Source organism: Sphingomonas sanguinis (assembly GCF_019297835.1).
In the GTDB taxonomy this organism is placed as follows: Bacteria; Pseudomonadota; Alphaproteobacteria; order Sphingomonadales; family Sphingomonadaceae; genus Sphingomonas; species Sphingomonas sanguinis_D.
The window spans coordinates 1925141-1943711 of the sequence record NZ_CP079203.1; the positions used below are offsets into that span (position 1 = coordinate 1925141).

Annotated in this window: 16 protein-coding genes; 12 read left to right on the plus strand and 4 right to left on the minus strand. The window is 68.4% G+C overall.

Features of this window, described 5'->3' with window-relative positions; translation table 11 throughout:
* Window positions 1-8 precede the first annotated feature (8 nt).
* Entirely contained in the window at window positions 9-3395 is a 3387-nt protein-coding gene (locus KV697_RS08960) for a chromosome segregation SMC family protein (protein WP_219020959.1), read from the plus strand.
* Between the two features lie 222 nt (window positions 3396-3617).
* On the opposite strand, the gene KV697_RS08965 is transcribed toward KV697_RS08960, so the two are convergent.
* The 3 genes from KV697_RS08965 to pdxH all read right to left on the minus strand — a co-directional run bounded on the left by KV697_RS08965 (window position 3618) and on the right by pdxH (window position 5952).
* On the minus strand, window positions 3618-4421 hold the full coding sequence (locus tag KV697_RS08965) for a PhzF family phenazine biosynthesis protein (RefSeq protein WP_219020960.1): 804 nt from the start codon (window positions 4419-4421) through the stop codon (window positions 3618-3620).
* Complete coding sequence (locus KV697_RS08970) at window positions 4421-5308, minus strand: cation diffusion facilitator family transporter (RefSeq protein WP_374011410.1); 888 nt, start codon at window positions 5306-5308, stop codon at window positions 4421-4423. The genes KV697_RS08965 and KV697_RS08970 overlap by 1 nt, the downstream gene beginning before the upstream one ends.
* Window positions 5309-5370: 62 nt before the next feature.
* Complete coding sequence (gene pdxH / locus KV697_RS08975) at window positions 5371-5952, minus strand: pyridoxamine 5'-phosphate oxidase (protein ID WP_219020962.1); 582 nt, start codon at window positions 5950-5952, stop codon at window positions 5371-5373.
* 95 nt (window positions 5953-6047) lie between these two features.
* Between pdxH and ku the strand changes: the two genes are divergently transcribed.
* From ku to KV697_RS08995, 4 genes are read left to right on the plus strand one after another with little or no spacing between them, the layout of a single operon-like run.
* Window positions 6048-6935, plus strand: coding sequence for a non-homologous end joining protein Ku (ku, locus tag KV697_RS08980; protein ID WP_219020963.1), 888 nt, complete (start codon window positions 6048-6050; stop codon window positions 6933-6935).
* The gene (ligD, locus tag KV697_RS08985; RefSeq protein ID WP_219020964.1) at window positions 6928-9378 is read left to right on the plus strand and encodes a DNA ligase D; all 2451 of its coding nucleotides are present in this window, start codon (window positions 6928-6930) and stop codon (window positions 9376-9378) included. Before ku ends, ligD begins: the two co-directional genes overlap by 8 nt.
* Before the next feature lie 44 nt (window positions 9379-9422).
* Window positions 9423-11879, plus strand: coding sequence for a circularly permuted type 2 ATP-grasp protein (locus tag KV697_RS08990; RefSeq protein WP_219020965.1), 2457 nt, complete (start codon window positions 9423-9425; stop codon window positions 11877-11879).
* A complete protein-coding gene (locus tag KV697_RS08995) occupies window positions 11876-12769 on the plus strand; it encodes a transglutaminase family protein (RefSeq protein ID WP_219020966.1) in 894 nt (297 codons plus the stop codon). Before KV697_RS08990 ends, KV697_RS08995 begins: the two co-directional genes overlap by 4 nt.
* 137 nt (window positions 12770-12906) lie before the next feature.
* On the opposite strand, the gene KV697_RS09000 is transcribed toward KV697_RS08995, so the two are convergent.
* On the minus strand, window positions 12907-13137 hold the full coding sequence (locus KV697_RS09000) for a hypothetical protein (protein WP_219020967.1): 231 nt from the start codon (window positions 13135-13137) through the stop codon (window positions 12907-12909).
* Between the two features lie 100 nt (window positions 13138-13237).
* Between KV697_RS09000 and KV697_RS09005 the strand changes: the two genes are divergently transcribed.
* The 7 genes from KV697_RS09005 to KV697_RS09035 all read left to right on the plus strand — a co-directional run bounded on the left by KV697_RS09005 (window position 13238) and on the right by KV697_RS09035 (window position 18379).
* A complete protein-coding gene (locus KV697_RS09005) occupies window positions 13238-14206 on the plus strand; it encodes a DnaJ C-terminal domain-containing protein (protein ID WP_219020968.1) in 969 nt (322 codons plus the stop codon).
* Window positions 14207-14213: 7 nt separating this feature from the next.
* Complete coding sequence (locus KV697_RS09010) at window positions 14214-15185, plus strand: YihY/virulence factor BrkB family protein (protein WP_219020969.1); 972 nt, start codon at window positions 14214-14216, stop codon at window positions 15183-15185.
* Between the two features lie 8 nt (window positions 15186-15193).
* Complete coding sequence (gene fabI, locus KV697_RS09015) at window positions 15194-15985, plus strand: enoyl-ACP reductase FabI (RefSeq protein ID WP_219021324.1); 792 nt, start codon at window positions 15194-15196, stop codon at window positions 15983-15985.
* Window positions 15986-15992: 7 nt separating this feature from the next.
* The gene (locus KV697_RS09020) at window positions 15993-16262 is read left to right on the plus strand and encodes a hypothetical protein (protein WP_219020970.1); all 270 of its coding nucleotides are present in this window, start codon (window positions 15993-15995) and stop codon (window positions 16260-16262) included.
* A gap of 4 nt (window positions 16263-16266) precedes the next feature.
* Entirely contained in the window at window positions 16267-16812 is a 546-nt protein-coding gene (locus KV697_RS09025; RefSeq protein ID WP_219020971.1) for a GNAT family N-acetyltransferase, read from the plus strand.
* Entirely contained in the window at window positions 16809-17876 is a 1068-nt protein-coding gene (gene aroC / locus KV697_RS09030) for a chorismate synthase (RefSeq protein WP_219020972.1), read from the plus strand. Before KV697_RS09025 ends, aroC begins: the two co-directional genes overlap by 4 nt.
* A 62-nt stretch (window positions 17877-17938) precedes the next feature.
* A complete protein-coding gene (locus tag KV697_RS09035) occupies window positions 17939-18379 on the plus strand; it encodes a hypothetical protein (protein WP_219020973.1) in 441 nt (146 codons plus the stop codon).
* The last annotated feature ends 192 nt before the right edge of the window (window positions 18380-18571 follow it).

Genomic DNA, 18571 nt, shown 5'->3' on the forward strand with positions numbered 1-18571 from the left:
CCGGGTCCGTGCAGATCAAGCGGCTTCGCATTTCGGGTTTCAAGAGCTTCGTCGATCCGGCCGATCTGGTCATCGAACCGGGGCTGACCGGCGTTGTCGGGCCCAATGGCTGCGGCAAGTCGAACCTGCTCGAAGCGCTGCGCTGGACGATGGGCGAGAACAGCGCGCGCTCGATGCGCGGCGCGGGCATGGAAGACGTGATCTTCGCGGGCACCGCCACCCGCCCGCCGCGCGACTTTGCCGAGGTCACGATCCTGGCGGAACGCGAGGGGGATGAGACAGAGATCGTCCGCCGGATCGAGCGCGGCGCCGGGTCCGCCTACCGGATCGACGGGCGCGACGTGCGCGCCAAGGACGTGGCGCTGCTCTTCGCCGACGCCGCGACCGGCGCGCATTCGCCAGCCCTTGTCAGCCAGAACCGGATCGGCGCGGTCATCGCCGCCAAGCCCGCCGAGCGCCGCGCGATGCTGGAGGAAGCGGCAGGGATCGCCGGGCTCCATGTCCGCCGCCGCGATGCCGAGACCAAGCTGCGCGCGACCGAGACGAACCTGACCCGGCTGGACGAGGCGATCGCCGACCAGGACGCCCGCATCGCGACGTTGCGGCGACAGGCGCGCGCGGCGGAGCGTTATCGCCTGCTCTCCGACCAGATCCGGGTGGCCGAGGCGCGGATGATCTTCGCCCGCTGGCGCGATGCGGCCGAGGCGGCGGGCGCGGCCAAGATCGAGGCGGAAGCGGCAGAGCGCCGCGTCACCGAAACCACCGCCGCCGAGCGCGAAGCCGCCGCTGCGCAGGAACAGGCGGTAGCGCGCGCCGCCGGGACCCGCGCCGCCTCGCTCGCCGCGCGCGATACGCTCAGCGAGGCGGGTCATGCCCTGTCTCGCACTCGCGATCGCCGCCATGGGCTGCAACGGCGAATCGAGGAACTGGCCGCCGCGCGCACCCGTATCGACGAGGACCGCGCGCGCGAGGATGCGCTGGCGCACGACGCGGCCGCCGCGATCCGGCGGCTGGCGGAGGAGTGCGAGGATTTGGAGGCGCGCATCGCCCATGCGGTGCAGGCCATGCCCCGGCTCGACGCGCTGCTGGCCGAGGCGGAGACGAAGAACCGCAATGCCGAGGTCGCGCTGGCCCGCGCACTGTCGGCCCAGGCGGCCGAGGCCGCCGAGCGCCGCATCGCGGAGGCCGCGCTGGCCGCCGCCCGCGCCCGCCATGCCCGTGCCGAACGCGATGCCCGCGCGGTCGCCTCCGCGATCGAGGCGCTGCCCGATATGGCCGAGCAGGAAGCGGCGCGTGAGGCGGCCATCGCGACCCAGGCCGCTGCCAAGGTCGATGCCGACAAGGCACGCGCGGCTTTGGGCTGGGCCGAGGAAAGCGAGTTGACCGCAACCGGCGAGCGGGATTCGGCCGAGGGCGCCCGCGCCCGCGCCATCGCCGCGCTGGCCGCGCTGGAGGCGGAGGCGACGACGCTGACCCGCGCGACCGCGAGCAAGGGCGGCGACCGGCTGCTCGACGAGGTGCAGGCCGACCCGGGGTTCGAACGCGCGCTGGCGGCCGCGCTGGGCGACGAACTGGAGACGCCGCTGGTCGACTGGCATGGCTCCCCCGTTGCGCCCGACGACCCCGCCGCGCCAGTCGGCACGCTAAGGCTGGGTGAGCGGATCAAGGCGCCGCCGACGCTTGCCCGGCGGCTGTCGCAGATTTTCCTGGTCGAGGCGGATTCGGGCCAGCATCTGAGCGTCGGGCAGCGGCTGGTCACGCGCGAGGGGCGGCTGCGGCGCTGGGACGGCTATATCGGCGAGGGCGGCGGCGCGGCGGCGGCCGAGCGGATGGAACGGCGCAACCGGCTCGCCGCGCTGGAGGTCGAACGTCCGGCGGCCGAGGCGGCGGTCCAGACCGCGACCGAGGCGCGCGCCGCGATCGAGGATCGGATCGCCCGCGCCCGCGCCGCTGCCGCCAGCGCGCGGAACCTCCATGCCACCGCCGAAGCATCCTTGCGCGATGCCCAGCGTGCCGAGGACCGGGCGCAGGCGGTGATCGAGCGGCTGTCCGCCCAGCGCACCGACCTTGCCACCCGCGCCGAGCGCATCGCCGCCGAGATGGACGAGGCGCTGGCCGAATGCGACCGCGCCCAGGCGACACTGGCCGGACTGCCCGACGGCACCGCCAGCGCGGCGGAGACGGCGCGGCTCCAGCAGGAGACGCAGCTGGCGCGCTCGGCGGTGGCGCTGGCCCGGTCGGAGCGGACGACGCTGGAACGCAGCCTGACCCAGACCCGCGACCGGCTGTCCGCCGCGATGGCCGAGGCGCAGGGCTGGGACCAGCGTGCGGGGCAGGCGGCGGGCCGGATCGCCGAGATGGACGACCGCGCCGCGACTCTCGACCGCGACGCCGCCGCCCTGGCCGACCAGCCCAGCCTGCTGGCCGACGAGATCGCCAGGCTCGCCACCGCGCATGACACCGCCAAGGCCGAGGCGGAGCGGACCCAGATCGAGGAAGCCGACGCCGAACGCGCGCTGCGTGCCATCGAGGCCGCGCATGCCGAAACCCATGCGCTGTTGTCCGCCGCGCGGGAGGCGCGCGCGGGGGCACTGGCGCGGGTCGAGAATCACGAACTGCGCCGGGTCGAACTGGGCCGCGTATCGGGCGAACGCTTCGCCTGCCCCGCGCCGGTGCTGCCCGAGAAACTGGCCTTCGACAGCGCCAGCGTCGGCTCGCCCCAGACCGAGGCCGCCGCACATGACAAGCTGTCCGCCGACCGCGAACGCATCGGCCCGGTCAATCTGGTCGCCGAACAGGAACTGGCCGATCTGGAGGCGAGCGGCGCCGCCAGTGCCGCCGAGCGTGAGGATCTGGTGCAGGCGGTGGCACGGCTGCGCAGCTCGATCGGGCTGCTCAACCGCGAGGGGCGGCAGCGGCTGCTGGAGGCGTTCGAGGCGGTGAACGGCCATTTCCAGACCTTGTTCGCGACGCTGTTCGACGGCGGCTCGGCGCATCTGGCACTGATCGATTCGGACGATCCGCTGGAGGCGGGGCTGGAGATCATGGCGCAGCCGCCCGGCAAGAGGCTCCAGTCGCTCACGCTATTGTCGGGGGGCGAACAGGCCCTGACGGCGGTGGCGCTAATCTTCGGCCTGTTCCTGACCAATCCGGCGCCGATCTGCGTGCTGGACGAAGTCGATGCGCCGCTCGACGACGCCAATATCGACCGGTTCTGCGGATTGCTCGACCGGATGACGCGCGAGACGGATACGCGCTACCTGATCGTGACGCACAATGCGGTGACGATGAGCCGGATGCACCGGCTGTTCGGCGTGACGATGATCGAACGCGGCGTCAGCCGGCTGGTGTCGGTGGATTTGCAGGCGGCGGAGACGTTGCTGGCGGCGGAGTGATGCCGCGTTTCAAAACGCCAACCTGACGAATATATGGCCGTTCCCCGGCGAAGGCCGGGGTCCAGTTGCGCTGCGCTATCGCGGGTCAGCGCCTTTGCCTCCCCCGCGTTGAATAGCGCGCCACCGACTTGGTGGAGCCTGGGCCCCGGCCTTCGCCGGGGAACGGCTGTATCTTCAAAACCTCCGTTGAGCCTGAGCGAAGTCGAAGGCCACGCGAAACCCTCACGGCAGCAGGAACGTCCCCTCGATCACCGTGACGCATCCGCCGCCCAGGATCACCCGGTCACCCGCCAGCCGACAGGTCAACCGCCCGCCCCGCGCGCTCGCCTGCTCCGCCACGAAGGACTCGCGCCCGAGTTTCTGCGCCCAATACGGGGTCAGCACCGCATGAGCTGATCCCGTCACCGGGTCCTCGTCGATCGCGAAGGCGGGCACGAAGACGCGGCTGACCACATCCGCCTCGCCCTCCCCGCCGCGCGCGGTCAGGATCACGACATACCGCCCCGCCTCGGCCAGTGCCGCGAAGTCCGGCGTACAAGCCCGCACGGTCGCCGCATCGTCGACCACGACCACCGCGTAACCCGCCGGGTGGCGCAGCGTCTCGACCACGCCGTCCACGCCCAGCGCCTCGACCACCCCCGGCAACGCCTCGGGCGACGGCGTACGCTCCGGCAGCGTCAGGCTGTAGCCCAGCCCGTCGTGCGCGACCTCCAGTACCCCGGCATGGCGCGTCGCGAACCGCACGCGCTCGCGCGTCGTATCCGACGACAGCACGACATGCCCGCTCGCCAGCGTGGCGTGGCCGCACATCTCCACCTCGTCGCCCGGCGTGAACCAGCGCAGCTCGAAATCCGCCTCACCGCCGTCCATCGGCACCAGGAAGGCGGTTTCTGACAGGTTGTTCTCCTGCGCGATCGCCAGCAGCGTGGCGTCGTCAAGCCAGGACGACAGCATCATCACCGCCGCCGGATTGCCGCCGAACGCGACATCGGCAAAGGCGTCGACCTGGGTAAAGGGAATACGCATCAATATCCGACGCGCTTGCCGAACCAGTGCGGGGTCACATCCGCCTCGACCAGCGGATTGTCGGTGTCGACATGGCCTTCGGGGTCGAGATGGATCAGCACCTCGACCTTGGGGAAGGCGCGGCGCAGCGCGCGCTCTACGCCCTCAACCACGTCATGCGCGGCGGCGACCGTCATGTCGCGGTCGACCTCCATATGGAATTGCGCGAAGTCGTGGCTGCCCGAACGACGGGTGCGGAAGTCGTGAATGCCCTTCAGCCCCGGCTGGCGCGCGGCGACGTCGAGAAAGGCGGCGCGCTGATCGTCGGACCATTCCTTGTCCATCAACTGGTCAATCGCGGTCGAGGATGCCTGGAACGCGCCCCAGGCCAGCCACAGCGCGATGGCGATGCCGAAGATCGGGTCCGCGCCGTGCCAGCCGAGATACTGGTCGAGCACCATCGCGACGATGACCGATCCGTTGAGCATCACGTCCGACTGATAATGGACATTGTCCGCCAGGATCGCGACCGATCCGGTGCGACGGATGACGCTGCGCTGATAGGCCAGCAGAACGACGGTCGCGGCGATCGCGATCACCGATACGCCGATGCCGAACTCGGCGTCGCTGGTCGGATTGTCCGCGCCCAGCGCCATAACCGCGCGCCAGGCGATGCCCGCCGCCGAGGCGGTGATCAGCGCGACCTGGAACAGCGCCGCCAGCGCCTCCGCCTTGCCATGGCCGAAACGGTGGTCGTGGTCGGCCGGGGTCGCCGCCAGCCGCACGCCGTACAGCGTCACCAGGCTGGCCAGCAGGTCGAGCGCGGTGTCGGCGAGCGACCCCAGCATCGCGACCGAGCCCGTTCGCCACGCGGCGAACCCCTTCAGCGCCAGCAGGAACAGCGCCATCGCGACGCTGGCCAGCGCCGCACGGGTCGCCAGCGGAATGACTTTCTTGCGTTCGTCCTGGGTCACGGAAACAGCAATCCTTCGTCCCAGCCCTGTTCGCCGGTGCGGGTGAAGACACGGCGCTCATGCAGCCGGTGTTCGCGGTCGAGCCAGAACTCGATCCGCTGCGGGGTGACGCGGTATCCGCCCCAATGCGGCGGGCGCGGCACGTCGCCGCCCTCGAAGCGGGCGCGCATCTCCTCGAACCGCGCCTCGAACGTCTCGCGATCGGCGAGCGGACGCGACTGGTCCGAAGCCCAGGCGCCCAGCTGGGAGTCGCGGCCCCGGCTGGCGAAATAGGCGTCCGACTCGGCATCATCGACGCGGGAGACTGGCCCCTCGATGCGGATCTGGCGGCGCAGCGACTTCCAGTGAAACAGCAAAGCGGCCTTGCTGCCCTCGCCCAGATCCTGCGCCTTGCGACTCTCGCGATTGGTGTAGAACACGAATCCGGAGGGATCATGCCCCTTCAGCAGGACCATGCGAACCGAGGGTTGGCCACTCGCATCGACCGTCGCCAGCGCCATCGCGTTGGAATCGTTGATTTCGCTCGCACGCGCCTCGGCAAACCAGGTCTCGAACAGGGCAAAGGGATCGTCAGCCATGCGCCCGCCCATACGCCTGTGGGCCACGAAAACCAATGTCGGGAACGGAAACGCTGAGTCCGTCATTGGGCTGGTGACGATACGGAGATTTTCCAATGCCCGCACGCGCTTACTGGCAGGGTCAGATTCGCCTCGCGCTGGTGTCGATCCCGGTCGAGCTCTATCCGGCGACAAAAAGCGGCGCGACGATCCAGTTCAAGCAGATCCATGAACCCAGCGGCAAGCCGATTCACTACGAGAAGGTCGTCAACGACATCGGCCCGGTCGACACCGACGAGATCGTGAAGGGCTATCAGGTCGCCAAGGGGGATTATGTCCTGCTCGATCAGGACGAGATCGACGCGGTCAAGCTGGAGTCGAAGAAGACGCTGGAACTGACCCGCTTCGTCGACGCGGGCGAGATCAACGTCCTCTATTATGAACGCCCCTATTTCGTGGTGCCCGCCGACGATCTGGCCGAGGAAGCCTTTATCGTCCTGCGCGAGGCGTTGAAGCGGACGGGCAAGGTCGGGCTGGGCCAATTGGCGCTGCGGGGGCGCGAATATATCGTCAGCCTGCGGCCGTGCGGGCGGGGGCTGATCCTGGAGACGCTGCGCTACGCCGATGAGGTGAACAAGGCGCAAGCCTATTTCAGCGACATCGGCGATGCCAAGCCCGACGCCGAATTGCTCGATCTGGCCGAGGCGCTGATCGAGAAGAAGTCCGGCCCCTTCGACCCCAAGCAATTCCACGACCATTATGTCGAGGCTCTGCACCGCCTGATCGAACGCAAGCGCAAGGCCAAGGGCAAGAAGGTCATCGAGGACGAGGATGACGCAACGCCCAAGTCGCGCGGCAATGTCGCCGACCTGATGGCGGCACTCAAACAGTCGATGGAGACGGGCGAGACGCGCAGCCGATCCCGCAAGGCCCCGGCCAAGACCACCCGCAAGACGCCCGTGAAGAAGACCACCCGCAAAACCCCGGCGCGCAAACATGGCTGATCCGCTCGAACGCTATAACGCCAAGCGCGATTTCACCCGCACCGCCGAGCCTGCGGGGACGTTGGCGCCCGGCAAGGGCAACAGCTTCATCGTGCAGAAGCATGACGCGACCCGGCTCCACTGGGACTTCCGGCTGGAGGTGGATGGGGTGCTCAAAAGCTGGGCGGTGACGCGCGGCCCCAGCCTGGATCCCGACGAAAAGCGGCTGGCGGTGCGGACCGAGGATCATCCGCTCTCTTATGCGACGTTCGAGGGGACGATTCCGGCGGGCGAATATGGCGGCGGCACGGTGATGCTGTGGGATCGCGGCACCTGGTCACCGGTTGCGGGCAAGAGTGCGAAGGATCTGGAAGACGGGCATCTCCACTTCATCCTCGATGGCGAGCGGATGAAGGGCGAATGGCTGCTTGTCCGCATGAAGCCCAGGGGCAAGGAAAAGCGCGAGAACTGGCTGCTCCGCAAGGTCGCCGACGCCCAGGCCGGGGGGACCGACACGCTGACCGATCAGGCGCTGACCAGCGTGTCGACCGGGCGGACCATGGCGCAGATCGCCGAGGGGAAAGCGGCGAAGCCAAAGTCGACCAACACACCGAAGGCGCGGCCGAGCAAGGCGAAAACGAAGGCCAAGGCGAAAGCGGGCACGATGCCCGAATTTCAGCCCCCGGCGCTCTGCACTTTGGTCGATCAGGTCCCGGCCGGAAATGGCTGGGTGCATGAGATCAAATATGACGGCTACCGCGCGCTGATCGCGGTGGGCGGGGGAGAGGCGCGGGTCTTCACCCGCAGCGGGCTGGACTGGAGCGATAAGTTTCCCGGCATCGTCGCGGCGGCCGCCGATCTGCCCGTCGCCAGCGCGCTGATCGACGGAGAGATCGTCGCGTTCAAGGACGGGCGGCCGGACTTCTCGACGCTGAAGGATGCGATCGGCACGACCAAGCCGATGAGCCTGTTCGCCTTCGACCTGCTGTCGCTGGACGGCGAGGATGTAACCGGCCTGCCACTGGTCCAGCGCAAGGAACGGCTGCGCGGGGTCGTCCCCAAGGGCGACGAGGTTATCCAGTTCGCCGAGCACATCACCGGCTCGGGCGAGGCGCTCTTCGACAAGCTCTGCGCCGAGGGGCTGGAAGGCGTCGTGTCCAAACGTGCCGACAGTCGTTACCCATCGGCGCGCAGCCGCGACTGGCTGAAGATCAAATGCCTGAAGCGGCAGGAGTTCGTGATCGTCGGATGGCTCCCTTCCGACAAGGCGCGGCGGGGGTTGAAGTCGCTGCTGCTGGGCGTGAACCGCGACGGCGAGCTGGCCTATGTCGGCAAGGTCGGCACCGGTTTTACGCAAGACCGCATGGCCGAGTTGCGCACGTTGCTCGACGCCCGCACCCGCAAGACCGCCCGCGTCGAGGCGCCGCGCGCGATGGTACGCGGTGCGAAATGGGTGCGCCCCGATCTGGTCGCCGAGATCGCCTTTACCGAGACGACGCCCGACGGCCTGCTCCGCCATCCCAGCTTCATCGGCCTTCGCGAGGACAAGCCCGCTGATCAAGTGGTCGAGGAACGCCCCGCCCCCGGACCCTCCGCCAAGGACAGCGATATCGCCATCACCCATCCCGAGCGGGTGATCTTTCCCGATAGCGATCTGACCAAGGGCGACCTCGCCGATTATGTCGCCACCATCGCTCCGCTGATGCTCCCCTGGGTCGCGCGCCGACCGGTCAGCCTGGTCCGCTGTCCGCAAGGTCGGGCGCGGGCGTGTTTCTTCCAGAAGCATGACGCGGGCAGTTTCGGGCCGCATGTCCACTCGGTGCCGATCCGGGAAAAGGACGGCGGCACCGAACCCTATCTCTATGTCGAGGACGCGGAGGGCCTGCGCGCCTGTATCCAGATGGGCTCGATCGAGTTTCATGGCTGGGGATCGTCCATCGCCACGCTGGAACAGCCCGACCGGATGATCTTCGACCTCGATCCCGATCCGTCCGTGACCTTCGCCGATGTGAAGCGCGCCGCGGTGCATATCCATGACCAGCTCGCCGAATTGGGGCTGACCAGCTTTGCGATGCTGTCGGGCGGCAAGGGTGTGCATGTCGTCGTGCCGCTGACCCCGGATGCGAAGTGGCCCGCCGTGTCGGACTTCGCCGAACGCTTCGCCAAAGCCTTGGCACAAGGCGATCCCGACCGTTTCGTCGCGGTGGCGACCAAGGCCAAACGCAAGGGCCGCATCTTCATCGACTGGCTGCGCAACCAGCGCGGCGCGACCGCCGTCATGCCCTATTCGGCCCGCGCGCGGGCGGGGGCGCCGGTCGCCGCGCCGGTGGCGTGGCGCGAGCTGGACGGCATCGACACGGCGGCGCGCTGGACGATCCGCGATGCCGGAGAACTGGCGACGCGCGCGGGCAGCGCGGCCTTGCGCGGCTGGGGTGTGGCGGATCAAATCCTGCCCGATCTCTAATCGCCTGTTGCAACCTTGGGCCGATCCGGCGATTTTCCCCGCCAATGGACCCCTCCGAGGATAGCCCCGCGCAGGCCGCCGCCTGGATCGACGCCTATCGCGCGGCCGCCCCCGGCGCGGACGTGCTGGCGCGGTCCGGCGACCCGGCTTGGCCCGCCATGCTGGAGGAACTGGCCGCCGTCGCCAGCAACCTGGCCCATGCGCGCGAGCGAGTGCAGCGCCATGCTGCCGATATCGGCACCGGCTTTCGCATCATCGGCGAAACCGACGAGCGGCCCTGGCCCGTCTCGCCCGTCCCCCTGCTGATCGATACGCGGGAATGGGCGGGGATCGAGGCGGGGGTGATCCAGCGGGCCGCGCTGCTGGAGACGATCCTCGCCGATCTCTACGGCCCCGGACGGCTGGTGGCGGAAGGGCTCATTCCCGCCGCACTGGCGACTGGCAGCCCCTATTTCCTGCGCCCAATGGTCGGGGTGCGCCCGCCCGGCGGCCATCATCTGAGCTTCGTCGCCTTCGACCTGGCGCGCGGGCCGGACGGCGAGTGGCGGGTGCTGGCGGATCATCTGCGCAACCCGGCGGGGGCGGGCTATGCGCTGGAGAACCGGCTGGCGGTCAGCCGGACGCTGGGCGGCCTTCAGAACCGGCTGAACGTGCAGCGGCATGCGCCGTTCTTCGCCGCCTTCCGCGCCGGACTCGCCGCGCAATGCCGCCGCGCCGATCCGCGTATCGGTCTGCTGACGCCGGGCCGCTTCAACCCGAGTTATCCCGAACAGGCGCATCTGGCGCGCTATCTCGGCCTGTTGCTGGTCGAGGGCGCGGACCTCGCCGCGATCGAGGGACAGGTCTATGTCCGCACCGTCGCGGGGCTGAAGCGGATCGATGCGCTGTGGCGGCGGCTCGATCCCCGGATGCTCGATCCGCTGGCCTTCGACAGCCATTCGCAGATCGGCGTGCCCGGCCTGATCGACGCCTATGTTGAGGGGCAGGTGGTCATCGCCAATGCCCCCGGCGCGGGCGTGCTGGAGAGCCCTGCCGTCTCCGCCTTCCTACCCGCGCTGGCACAGGCTCTGGCGGGTGTGCCGCTGATGCTGCCTAATATCGCGACCTGGTGGTGCGGTGGGCCGCGCCAGGCCGCGCATGTCGCGGAGCATCTCGACACGCTGCTGATCGCGCCCGCCTTCGGCCCCCGCCCGCTGGGCCTGCCCGATGGGGCTCGAACGGGCGCGAGCCTGTCGGTCGAGGAGCGCGCCACGCTGCTCACCGACATGGCGAAGCGCCCGCAGGATTATGTCGGGCAGGAGATGGTGCGCCTGTCGACCATGCCCGTGGTCATCGGCGACCGGCTGGAGCCGCGCCCCTTTACCTTGCGCGTTTTTGCCGCGCGCGACGGCGAGGGGCGATGGACGGTCATGCCCGGCGGCTTCGGCCGGATCGGCGACCATCCCGAGGCGACGGCGGCGATGATCGGCGAAGGGCTGTGGTCCGCCGATGTCTGTGTCCATGGGCCGGAGCCGGTGACGCCCATATCGCTGCTCGCCGACCCCGATTCGCTGCACGTCCGGCGCAATCCGGGGACGTTGCCCAGCCGGGTGGCGGACAATTTCTATTGGCTCGGCCGCTATCTGGAGCGGGGCGAGGCGCTGCTTGCCGCGATCCGGGTGATGCTGGGCAATTCCATCGACGTCGATGGCGGCGCCGCACTCGACCCGCGCACAGTCGGGCGGCTGGTCGGCCTCATCACCGGCGGCGGGGCCGCGCCGCATCCCGACAGCCTGCACCGCGCCGCGCTGACCCAGTTCGCCCGCACCGCGATGGAGGATGAGGGCTTTCATTCGGTTGCCCGCATCAACCGGCTGGCACGCGGGATCAGCGAAGGATCGCGCGACCGCCTGTCCGCCGACATGGTGCGGCTGCTGGAAGCCCCCTTCCCCAGCCATGCCGGGATGCTCGACCGGGCGGGGTCGCTGCAACGCCGCTATGCCGCGATCGCCGGACTGTCGGCCGAGCATATGGTGCGCACCACCGCCTGGCGCTTCCACGATCTCGGTCGCCGCGTCGAGCGGGCGGTGGCGGTGGCGCGCGCGACGCGGCTGTTCGGCATGGCGGGCGCATCGGCGGACGACCTGTCCACCCTGCTCGACCTCGCCAACAGCCAGATCAGCTATCGCCAGCGTTATCCGACCGGCCTGGCGCGGGTCGCGGTGGTCGATCTGGTCGCGCTCGACCCCAACAATCCGCGCGCGCTCGCCTATCAGACCGCGCGCATCGCCGACTGCCTGGCGCGCCTGCCCGTTCTGTCCGACGACGACATGGCCGAGCCGCAACAGGCCCAGGCGATCGCCATCCGCGCCACGATCGAGACGGCGGATGCGCGCACGCTCGACGCCGATACGCTGGGCGATGTCGAGCGGCGGCTGGGCCTGCTGTCCGAAGCGATCGCGCGCCGCTATTTCTTGCAAGGGGCCGAGCCTCTCCGCGCCGGAGGCCTGACGCTGGCATGATCTACGACATCCGCCACATCACCCGCTTCGATTACGGCGCGCAGGTCAAATATGCGCGCTGCAACCTGCGGCTGAAACCGATCGACTGGCCCGGCCAGACGCTGGAATCCTATGACCTGATCGTCGAGCCGGTCGGCCGCACCCGCGCCGCCCATGCCGAGGCGGGGCTGGCGCATGTCACCCGGCTGGTGGTCGATCGTCCGGTGCGCAGCCTGACCATCGAGAGCCGCGCGCGCATGATCGTCGATCGCCCGGTGCCGATGCCCTCGCCGAACGATCCGACGCTGGCCGAGGTCTCCGCGCTGGCCCGGTCGAGCCGCGACCTGTCGGCGGCGGGACCGGCCAATTACATCTTCCCCTCGCCGCTGATCCCGCTCGACCCCGCCATCGCCGAGTGGTGCGCGGCCGACCTGTCGCCGGAGCGCGGCGCGCTGGAGGCGGGCTTCGCGCTCGCCAACCGTATCCAGCGCGAATTCGCCTTCGACCCCGCTGCCACCTTGGTCGATACGCCCCCGGCCGAGGCGTTCCGCCAGCGGCGCGGCGTGTGCCAGGACTTTGCGCAGATCATGATCACGGGCTTACGCGCCTCGGGCATCCCGGCGGCCTATGCCTCGGGCTATATCCGCACCCTGCCGCCGCCCGGCCAGGCGCGGCTGGTGGGCGCGGATGCGACCCATGCCTGGGTGCTGATCTGGGGCGGGCCGGAGCATGGCTGGGTCGGGGTCGACCCCACCAACGGCATCTGGATGGCGGGCGACCATATCATCGTCGCGGTCGGCCGCGACTATGCCGAGATCGCACCGGTCGATGGCGTCGTCCTAGGTTCAGGCGCGCAGAAGATGGACGTCAGCGTGGACGTCGCGCCGGTGGAGGAGATGGTGGCGGGGTAGCCTAGCCATATAATCCCCAACCCCACCGCCGTTCGCACTGAGCGAATTCGAAGTGCACGTCCCGCGTTAGGCCGCGAGCTTTTTCCCTAGGCCTTCGACTTCGCTCAGGCTGAACGGGGGGTGTGTAAAATTTGGACCTACCCCTCCTCCGTCACCGCATTGGGATTGTCCTTGTCCGGGTCCGGATGCCCGCCCGTCCCATGATAGGCAGCACCGCTCTGGCCGCCGTGAAAATCGCCTTTGCGCTTCGGCACGCCTTCGTAACCGCCACCCTGACTCTCGCCGCCATGTTTGCCCGGCGCATCCGACACGCCGTCGGGCGCACCTTTCTTGCCGTCCTTTTCAACCGCCTGCATCGGCTGGGTCATGATCCGTCTCCTTCGCCCGCTTCAACGCATGGGGAACGGATTGCGCTCCGGCACGGACTTCCCCACATAGATCGGTAATACACTGCCAACGGGGAACAGAGTGGCCGATCCATATCAGACGCTGGGCGTGAGCCGCATGGCCAGCGAAGCGGATATCAAGAAAGCCTATCGCAAGCTGGCGAAGGAACTGCATCCCGACCGCAACAAGGACAATCCCAAGGCGTCGGAGAAGTTCAGCCAGGTCACCAACGCCTATGACCTGCTGAACGACAAGGACAAGCGCGCCCGGTTCGACCGGGGCGAGATCGACGGCGACGGCAACCCCACCTCGCCCTTCGGCTATGGCGGCGGAGCGGGCGGCTTCGGCGGCGGCGCGCGGCCCGGTGCCGGTGGCAGCGGGGGCTTTCGCCAGCAATTCGATTTCGGCGGCGAGGGCGCTGACATGTCCGACATCTTCGAGGGGATGTTCGGCGGCACCGGACGCGGCGGCGGACGCAGCGGCGGCTTTTCAGGGGGCTTTGGTGGGTTCGGCCGGGGCCGTTCGGCCGAAAAGGGCGCGAACACCGCCTATGCGCTGCGCGTCCCCTTCGTCGATGCCGCCACGCTCAGCCCACAGCGGATCACGCTGGCCGACGGCAAGGCGATCGAGCTAAAACTGCCCGCCGGGGTCGAGAGCGGCACCCAGATGCGCCTGAGCGGCAAGGGGGAGCAGGGTCCGGGCGGCGCGGGCGACGCGATCATCACGATCGAGGTCGTACCCCACGCCTTCTTTACCCGTGACGGCGACGATGTCCGGCTCGACCTGCCGATCAGCCTGACCGAGGCGGTGCTGGGCGGCCAGGTGAAGGCGCCGACGGTCGAGCGTCCGGTCATGCTGACCGTGCCCAAGGGCACCAGCTCGGGCAAGACGCTGCGCCTGAAGGGCAAGGGCTTTCACAAGAAGGATGGCGGGCGCGGCGACCAGCTGATCACGCTGATGATCGACATCCCCGCCGATGATGCCGCGCTGCAACAGTTTGTGGCGGAATGGACCGACGGCAGGAACCCGAGGGCCGCCATGGGCGTCTGATCGTTCCATGAGCGATGTGAACGGCCTGACTCCAGAAGAACGCGCACACCATCCCGGCAGGGCTCGCCAGCGGCTGGACCGGCAGATCGCCAAAGTCCGGCCCGGCTCCTATGCTTTTGAAATCCTGAAGCGAACGAGCCTGGGCGTGTTCAATGACGGGTTCATCCACGCCGGGAACCTCGCCTATCTGGCGCTGATGACGCTGTTCCCGTTCTTCATCACGACTGCCGCGCTGCTGTCGCTGTTCGGGCAGAGCAACGAGACGCAACATGCGGTGGAGAGTTTCCTCCACGTCCTGCCCCCCGATGTCAGCGAGCTGTTGCGCAAGCCCATCGCCGACGTGCTGGCGGCGCGCACAGGATCGCTGCTGTGGCTGGGCGGACTGGTCGGGCTGTGGACGGTCGGCGGTTTCATCGAGACGATCCGCGACATCTTCCACCGCGCTTACGGCGTGAAGGCGACCGCCGCCTTCTGGAAATCGCGGCTGTCCTCGACGTTGGTCATGATCGCCTCGGTCGTGGTCGCGCTGCTGTCGTTCCTCGCCGCCGGTATCCTGACCGCGGCGGAGCAGTTCATCTATCGCCTGGTGCCGTTCGCGCAGGACATGGCGGGCTGGATCGGGCTGTCGCGACTGATTCCCGGCGCCGTCATGTTCGGCGCGCTCTACCTGCTCTTCTATTCGGTCACGCCCGGCAAATATCGCGAGAGCGACTGCCCCAAATGGCCGGGTGCGCTGTTCACCGCCGCCTGGTGGGTCAGCATGACCGCGCTGCTGCCCTGGGTGCTGTCCAAGCTGGGTGGCTATGACCTGACCTATGGCAGCCTGGCGGGCGTCGTCGTGATGCTGCTGTTCTTCTATCTGATCGGCCTGGGGCTGGTTTTCGGCGCGCATTTGAACGCGGCACTGGCGGAACCCCCCGAACCGGCGCTAGAGAGGGGGATTGATGGAAGTGAACCGGCAGGAGCGGTAACGGCGTGAACGGATTGATGGCAGGCAAGCGGGGGCTCATCATGGGCCTGGCCAATGACAAATCGCTGGCCTGGGGCATCGCCAAGCAGCTTTCGGAGGCGGGCGCGGAGCTCGCCTTTTCGTATCAGGGCGCGGCGATGGAAAAGCGGGTCCGCCCGCTGGCCGAACAGCTGGGCGTGGCGCGCCTGTTCGATTGCGACGTGTCCGAGATGGAGTCGCTCGACACGCTGTTCGCCGATCTGAAGGCCGAGTGGCCGACGATCGACTTCGTGGTTCATGCCATCGGCTTTTCGGACAAGTCGCAGCTGCGTGGAAAATATTACGATACCACGCTCGACAATTTCCTGATGACCATGAACATCTCGGCCTATTCGCTGGTCGCCGTCGCCCAGCGCGCGCGGACGATGATGCCCGAGGGCGGCTCGATCCTGACGCTGACCTATTATGGCGCGGAAAAGGTCATCCCGCATTACAACGTCATGGGCGTGGCCAAGGCGGCGCTGGAAACCAGCGTGAAGTATCTCGCGGTCGACCTCGGACCGGAGAATATCCGCATCAATGCCATCTCTGCGGGCCCGATCCAGACGCTGGCCGCGCGCGGCATCGGCGACTTCAACTATATCCTGAAGTGGAACGAGCTGAACGCGCCGCTGCGTCGCACTGTAACGATCGAGGATGTTGGCGGTGCTGGCCTCTATATGCTGTCGGACCTGTCATCGGGCGTGACGGGTGAGATCCACCATGTCGACGCAGGCTACAACGTCATTGGCATGAAGGCCGAAGACGCGCCGGACATCGCGCTGGCGTAAAGCGAGGATGGTTGCGGCGGGATTGGCGGCGGCGGCAGTATGTGCCGCCGCCACGTTCCTTATCGAGCGATTGCGGCTGGGCACTACCATCCATGCGATGCTGGAAGCCGGTAGACTCGGACTGTTTTCTGCTTTGTCCGTCATCGGATTTAATCTCGCCTTGAAGGCAAGGGAGCCGATGCTTCAAGGGTGGATCGCGGCAGCTTTGCCGATCCTATCCGCGTTGATCGTCAATAATATCTATGTCGCGCTGCGCAGACGCGCCGGTAAAGGCTGAAAACATGTCCAGCCACGATCCAGTCGCCATCACCATCCGCCCGGCTCAAGGGCAGGACGTCGCCGCGCTCGACGCGCTGCTAGTCGCCAGCTTCCCCGCCCCCGCCGAAGCCGCCTTGGTCCGCGACCTGTGCGTGGAGGGCGACATGGTGCTGATGCTGGTCGCGATCGACGAGGCCACGGACGGGCTGATCGGCGCGATCGCGTTCAGCCGGATGGCCGTCGAGATCGGCGGCAAGCCCATCAATTCGGTCACGCTCGCCCCCATCGCGGTCGCGCGCGACTGGCGGCAGCAGGGCGTCGGCGAGGCTTTGGTCGCCGCCGGGCTGGAGCGGCTCGAGAAGGAGGGCGTAGTCCTCTGCTTCGCGCTGGGCGACCCCGCTTTCTACGGCCGCTTCGGTTTCGCCGCCGATGTCGCGAGCGGCTTCGACAGCCCCTATGCGGGCGACTATTTCCTCGCCGTCCCGCTCCAGGGCGGCCTGATCCCCTGCGGCGTGCGCGGGGCCGCCACACATGCGCCGGCCTTTGCCCGGCTGGGAGATGCTGCGTGAGCTTCAACAGTTTCGGCCGCCTGTTCCGCTTCACCACCTGGGGCGAGAGCCATGGCCCGGCGCTGGGCGCGGTGGTCGACGGGTGCCCGCCGGGGATCGCCTTGTCCGAAGAGGACATCCAGCCCTGGCTCGACAAGCGCCGCCCGGGCACCAGCCGCTTCACCACGCAGCGCCGCGAGCCGGATCAGGTCCGCATCCTGTCCGGCGTGTTCGAGGGGCGGACCACCGGCACCCCGATCAGCCTGATGATCGAGAATATCGACCAGCGATCGAAGGACTATTCCAACGTCGCCCTCGCCTATCGCCCCGGCCATGCCGACTATGCCTATGACGCCAAATACGGCTTTCGCGACTATCGGGGCGGCGGGCGTTCCTCGGCGCGCGAGACGGCGGCGCGGGTCGCGGCGGGCGCGGTCGCGCGCGCGGTGATCCCTCAGGTCAAGATTCGCGCCTGGGTGGAGTCGATCGGCGGCGACCGGATCGATTACGACGCGTTCGACGATGCGCAGATCGACGCCAACCCCTTTTTCTGCCCCGATGCGGCGGCCGCCGAACGCTGGGAAGCGATCGTCGACGGCGCGCGCAAGTCCGGCTCCTCGGTCGGCGCGGTCGTCGCGTGCGAGGCGACCGGCGTGCCCGCCGGTTGGGGTGCGCCGCTCTATGCCAAGCTGGACAGCGAACTCGCCTCCGCCTGTATGAGCATCAATGCGGTCAAGGGTTTCGAGATCGGCGACGGGTTCGCCGCCGCTGCGCTGACCGGTGAGCAGAATGCCGATCCGATGCGCGCCGGCAATGGTGGCCCGCGCTTTCTGGCGAACCATGCGGGCGGCATCGCGGGGGGGATCGCCACCGGCCAGCCCGTCACCATGCGCGTCGCGTTCAAGCCGACCAGCTCGATCCTGACCCCGGTCGACACCATCACCCGCACCGGCGAGGAAACGCAGATCGCCACCAAGGGCCGCCACGACCCCTGTGTCGGGATTCGCGGTGTGCCGGTGGTCGAAGCGATGGTCGCCCTGGTTTTAGCCGATCAGGCGTTGCTTCATCGCGGCCAATGTGGTTAACTGAAGGAACGGACGTTCCCCTGCCTCGTTAACCATTACGAGAATAAAGCAGGAGAGAATCAATGCGTTACATGCATGTAATCGCCGCCGCCGCCCTTGTGATCCCCGCCGCGGGCTTTGCGCAGGTATCGGGCGGCACCGCTGGCGGGATGTCCGGGCAGACCGGCACGACGGGCCAGACGATGCCGGGGCAGATGCCCGGCCAGACCGGCACCATGCCGGGTCAGACCACCATGGGCCAACCCGGTGACACGATGAGCACGACGCCGGGTACCACCACCCGCTCGACGACCCGCGGCAAGAGCCGCAGCCGGACGACCACGCCGGACAGCACGGTCAACACCCCCTCGACCCTGCCTGACGCGACCGGATCGTCGACGATGAGCGGCAGCGGCTCGGTAAACGGCGGCACGCTGGGCGCCGATGCGACCACCAGCGGCCAAGTCGGCACCGGCACCAGCGGTGGGACCACCACGCCACCGGGCAGCAGCGGCGGCATGTAACCCCTTTCGGGTTCGTCACTACGGCAAGAGCCCGGTCGCGCAAGCGGCCGGGCCTTTTGCCATCGGTTCGGGGCGTGGCCTTCGACTTCGCTCAGGCTGAACGGAGGTTGGTACTGAACCCCGTTCAGCCTGAGCGAAGTCGAAGGCCAAGAGAAACGCGCAAACAAAAAGGCCCCGACGCATCGCCGGGGC

Coding starts and splice junctions, on each gene's coding strand:
- ku (WP_219020963.1), top strand. CDS start 6,048: ATGCCCGCACGCGCTTACTGGCAGGGTCAGATTCGCCTCGCGCTGGTG.
- KV697_RS08990 (WP_219020965.1), top strand. CDS start 9,423: ATGGACCCCTCCGAGGATAGCCCCGCGCAGGCCGCCGCCTGGATCGAC.
- KV697_RS09035 (WP_219020973.1), top strand. CDS start 17,939: ATGCGTTACATGCATGTAATCGCCGCCGCCGCCCTTGTGATCCCCGCC.
- KV697_RS09020 (WP_219020970.1), top strand. CDS start 15,993: ATGGTTGCGGCGGGATTGGCGGCGGCGGCAGTATGTGCCGCCGCCACG.
- fabI (WP_219021324.1), top strand. CDS start 15,194: ATGGCAGGCAAGCGGGGGCTCATCATGGGCCTGGCCAATGACAAATCG.
- KV697_RS09025 (WP_219020971.1), top strand. CDS start 16,267: ATGTCCAGCCACGATCCAGTCGCCATCACCATCCGCCCGGCTCAAGGG.
- KV697_RS09000 (WP_219020967.1), bottom strand. CDS start 13,137: ATGACCCAGCCGATGCAGGCGGTTGAAAAGGACGGCAAGAAAGGTGCG.
- KV697_RS08970 (WP_374011410.1), bottom strand. CDS start 5,308: ATGGCGCTGTTCCTGCTGGCGCTGAAGGGGTTCGCCGCGTGGCGAACG.
- KV697_RS08965 (WP_219020960.1), bottom strand. CDS start 4,421: ATGCGTATTCCCTTTACCCAGGTCGACGCCTTTGCCGATGTCGCGTTC.
- pdxH (WP_219020962.1), bottom strand. CDS start 5,952: ATGGCTGACGATCCCTTTGCCCTGTTCGAGACCTGGTTTGCCGAGGCG.
- KV697_RS08995 (WP_219020966.1), top strand. CDS start 11,876: ATGATCTACGACATCCGCCACATCACCCGCTTCGATTACGGCGCGCAG.
- ligD (WP_219020964.1), top strand. CDS start 6,928: ATGGCTGATCCGCTCGAACGCTATAACGCCAAGCGCGATTTCACCCGC.
- KV697_RS09010 (WP_219020969.1), top strand. CDS start 14,214: ATGAGCGATGTGAACGGCCTGACTCCAGAAGAACGCGCACACCATCCC.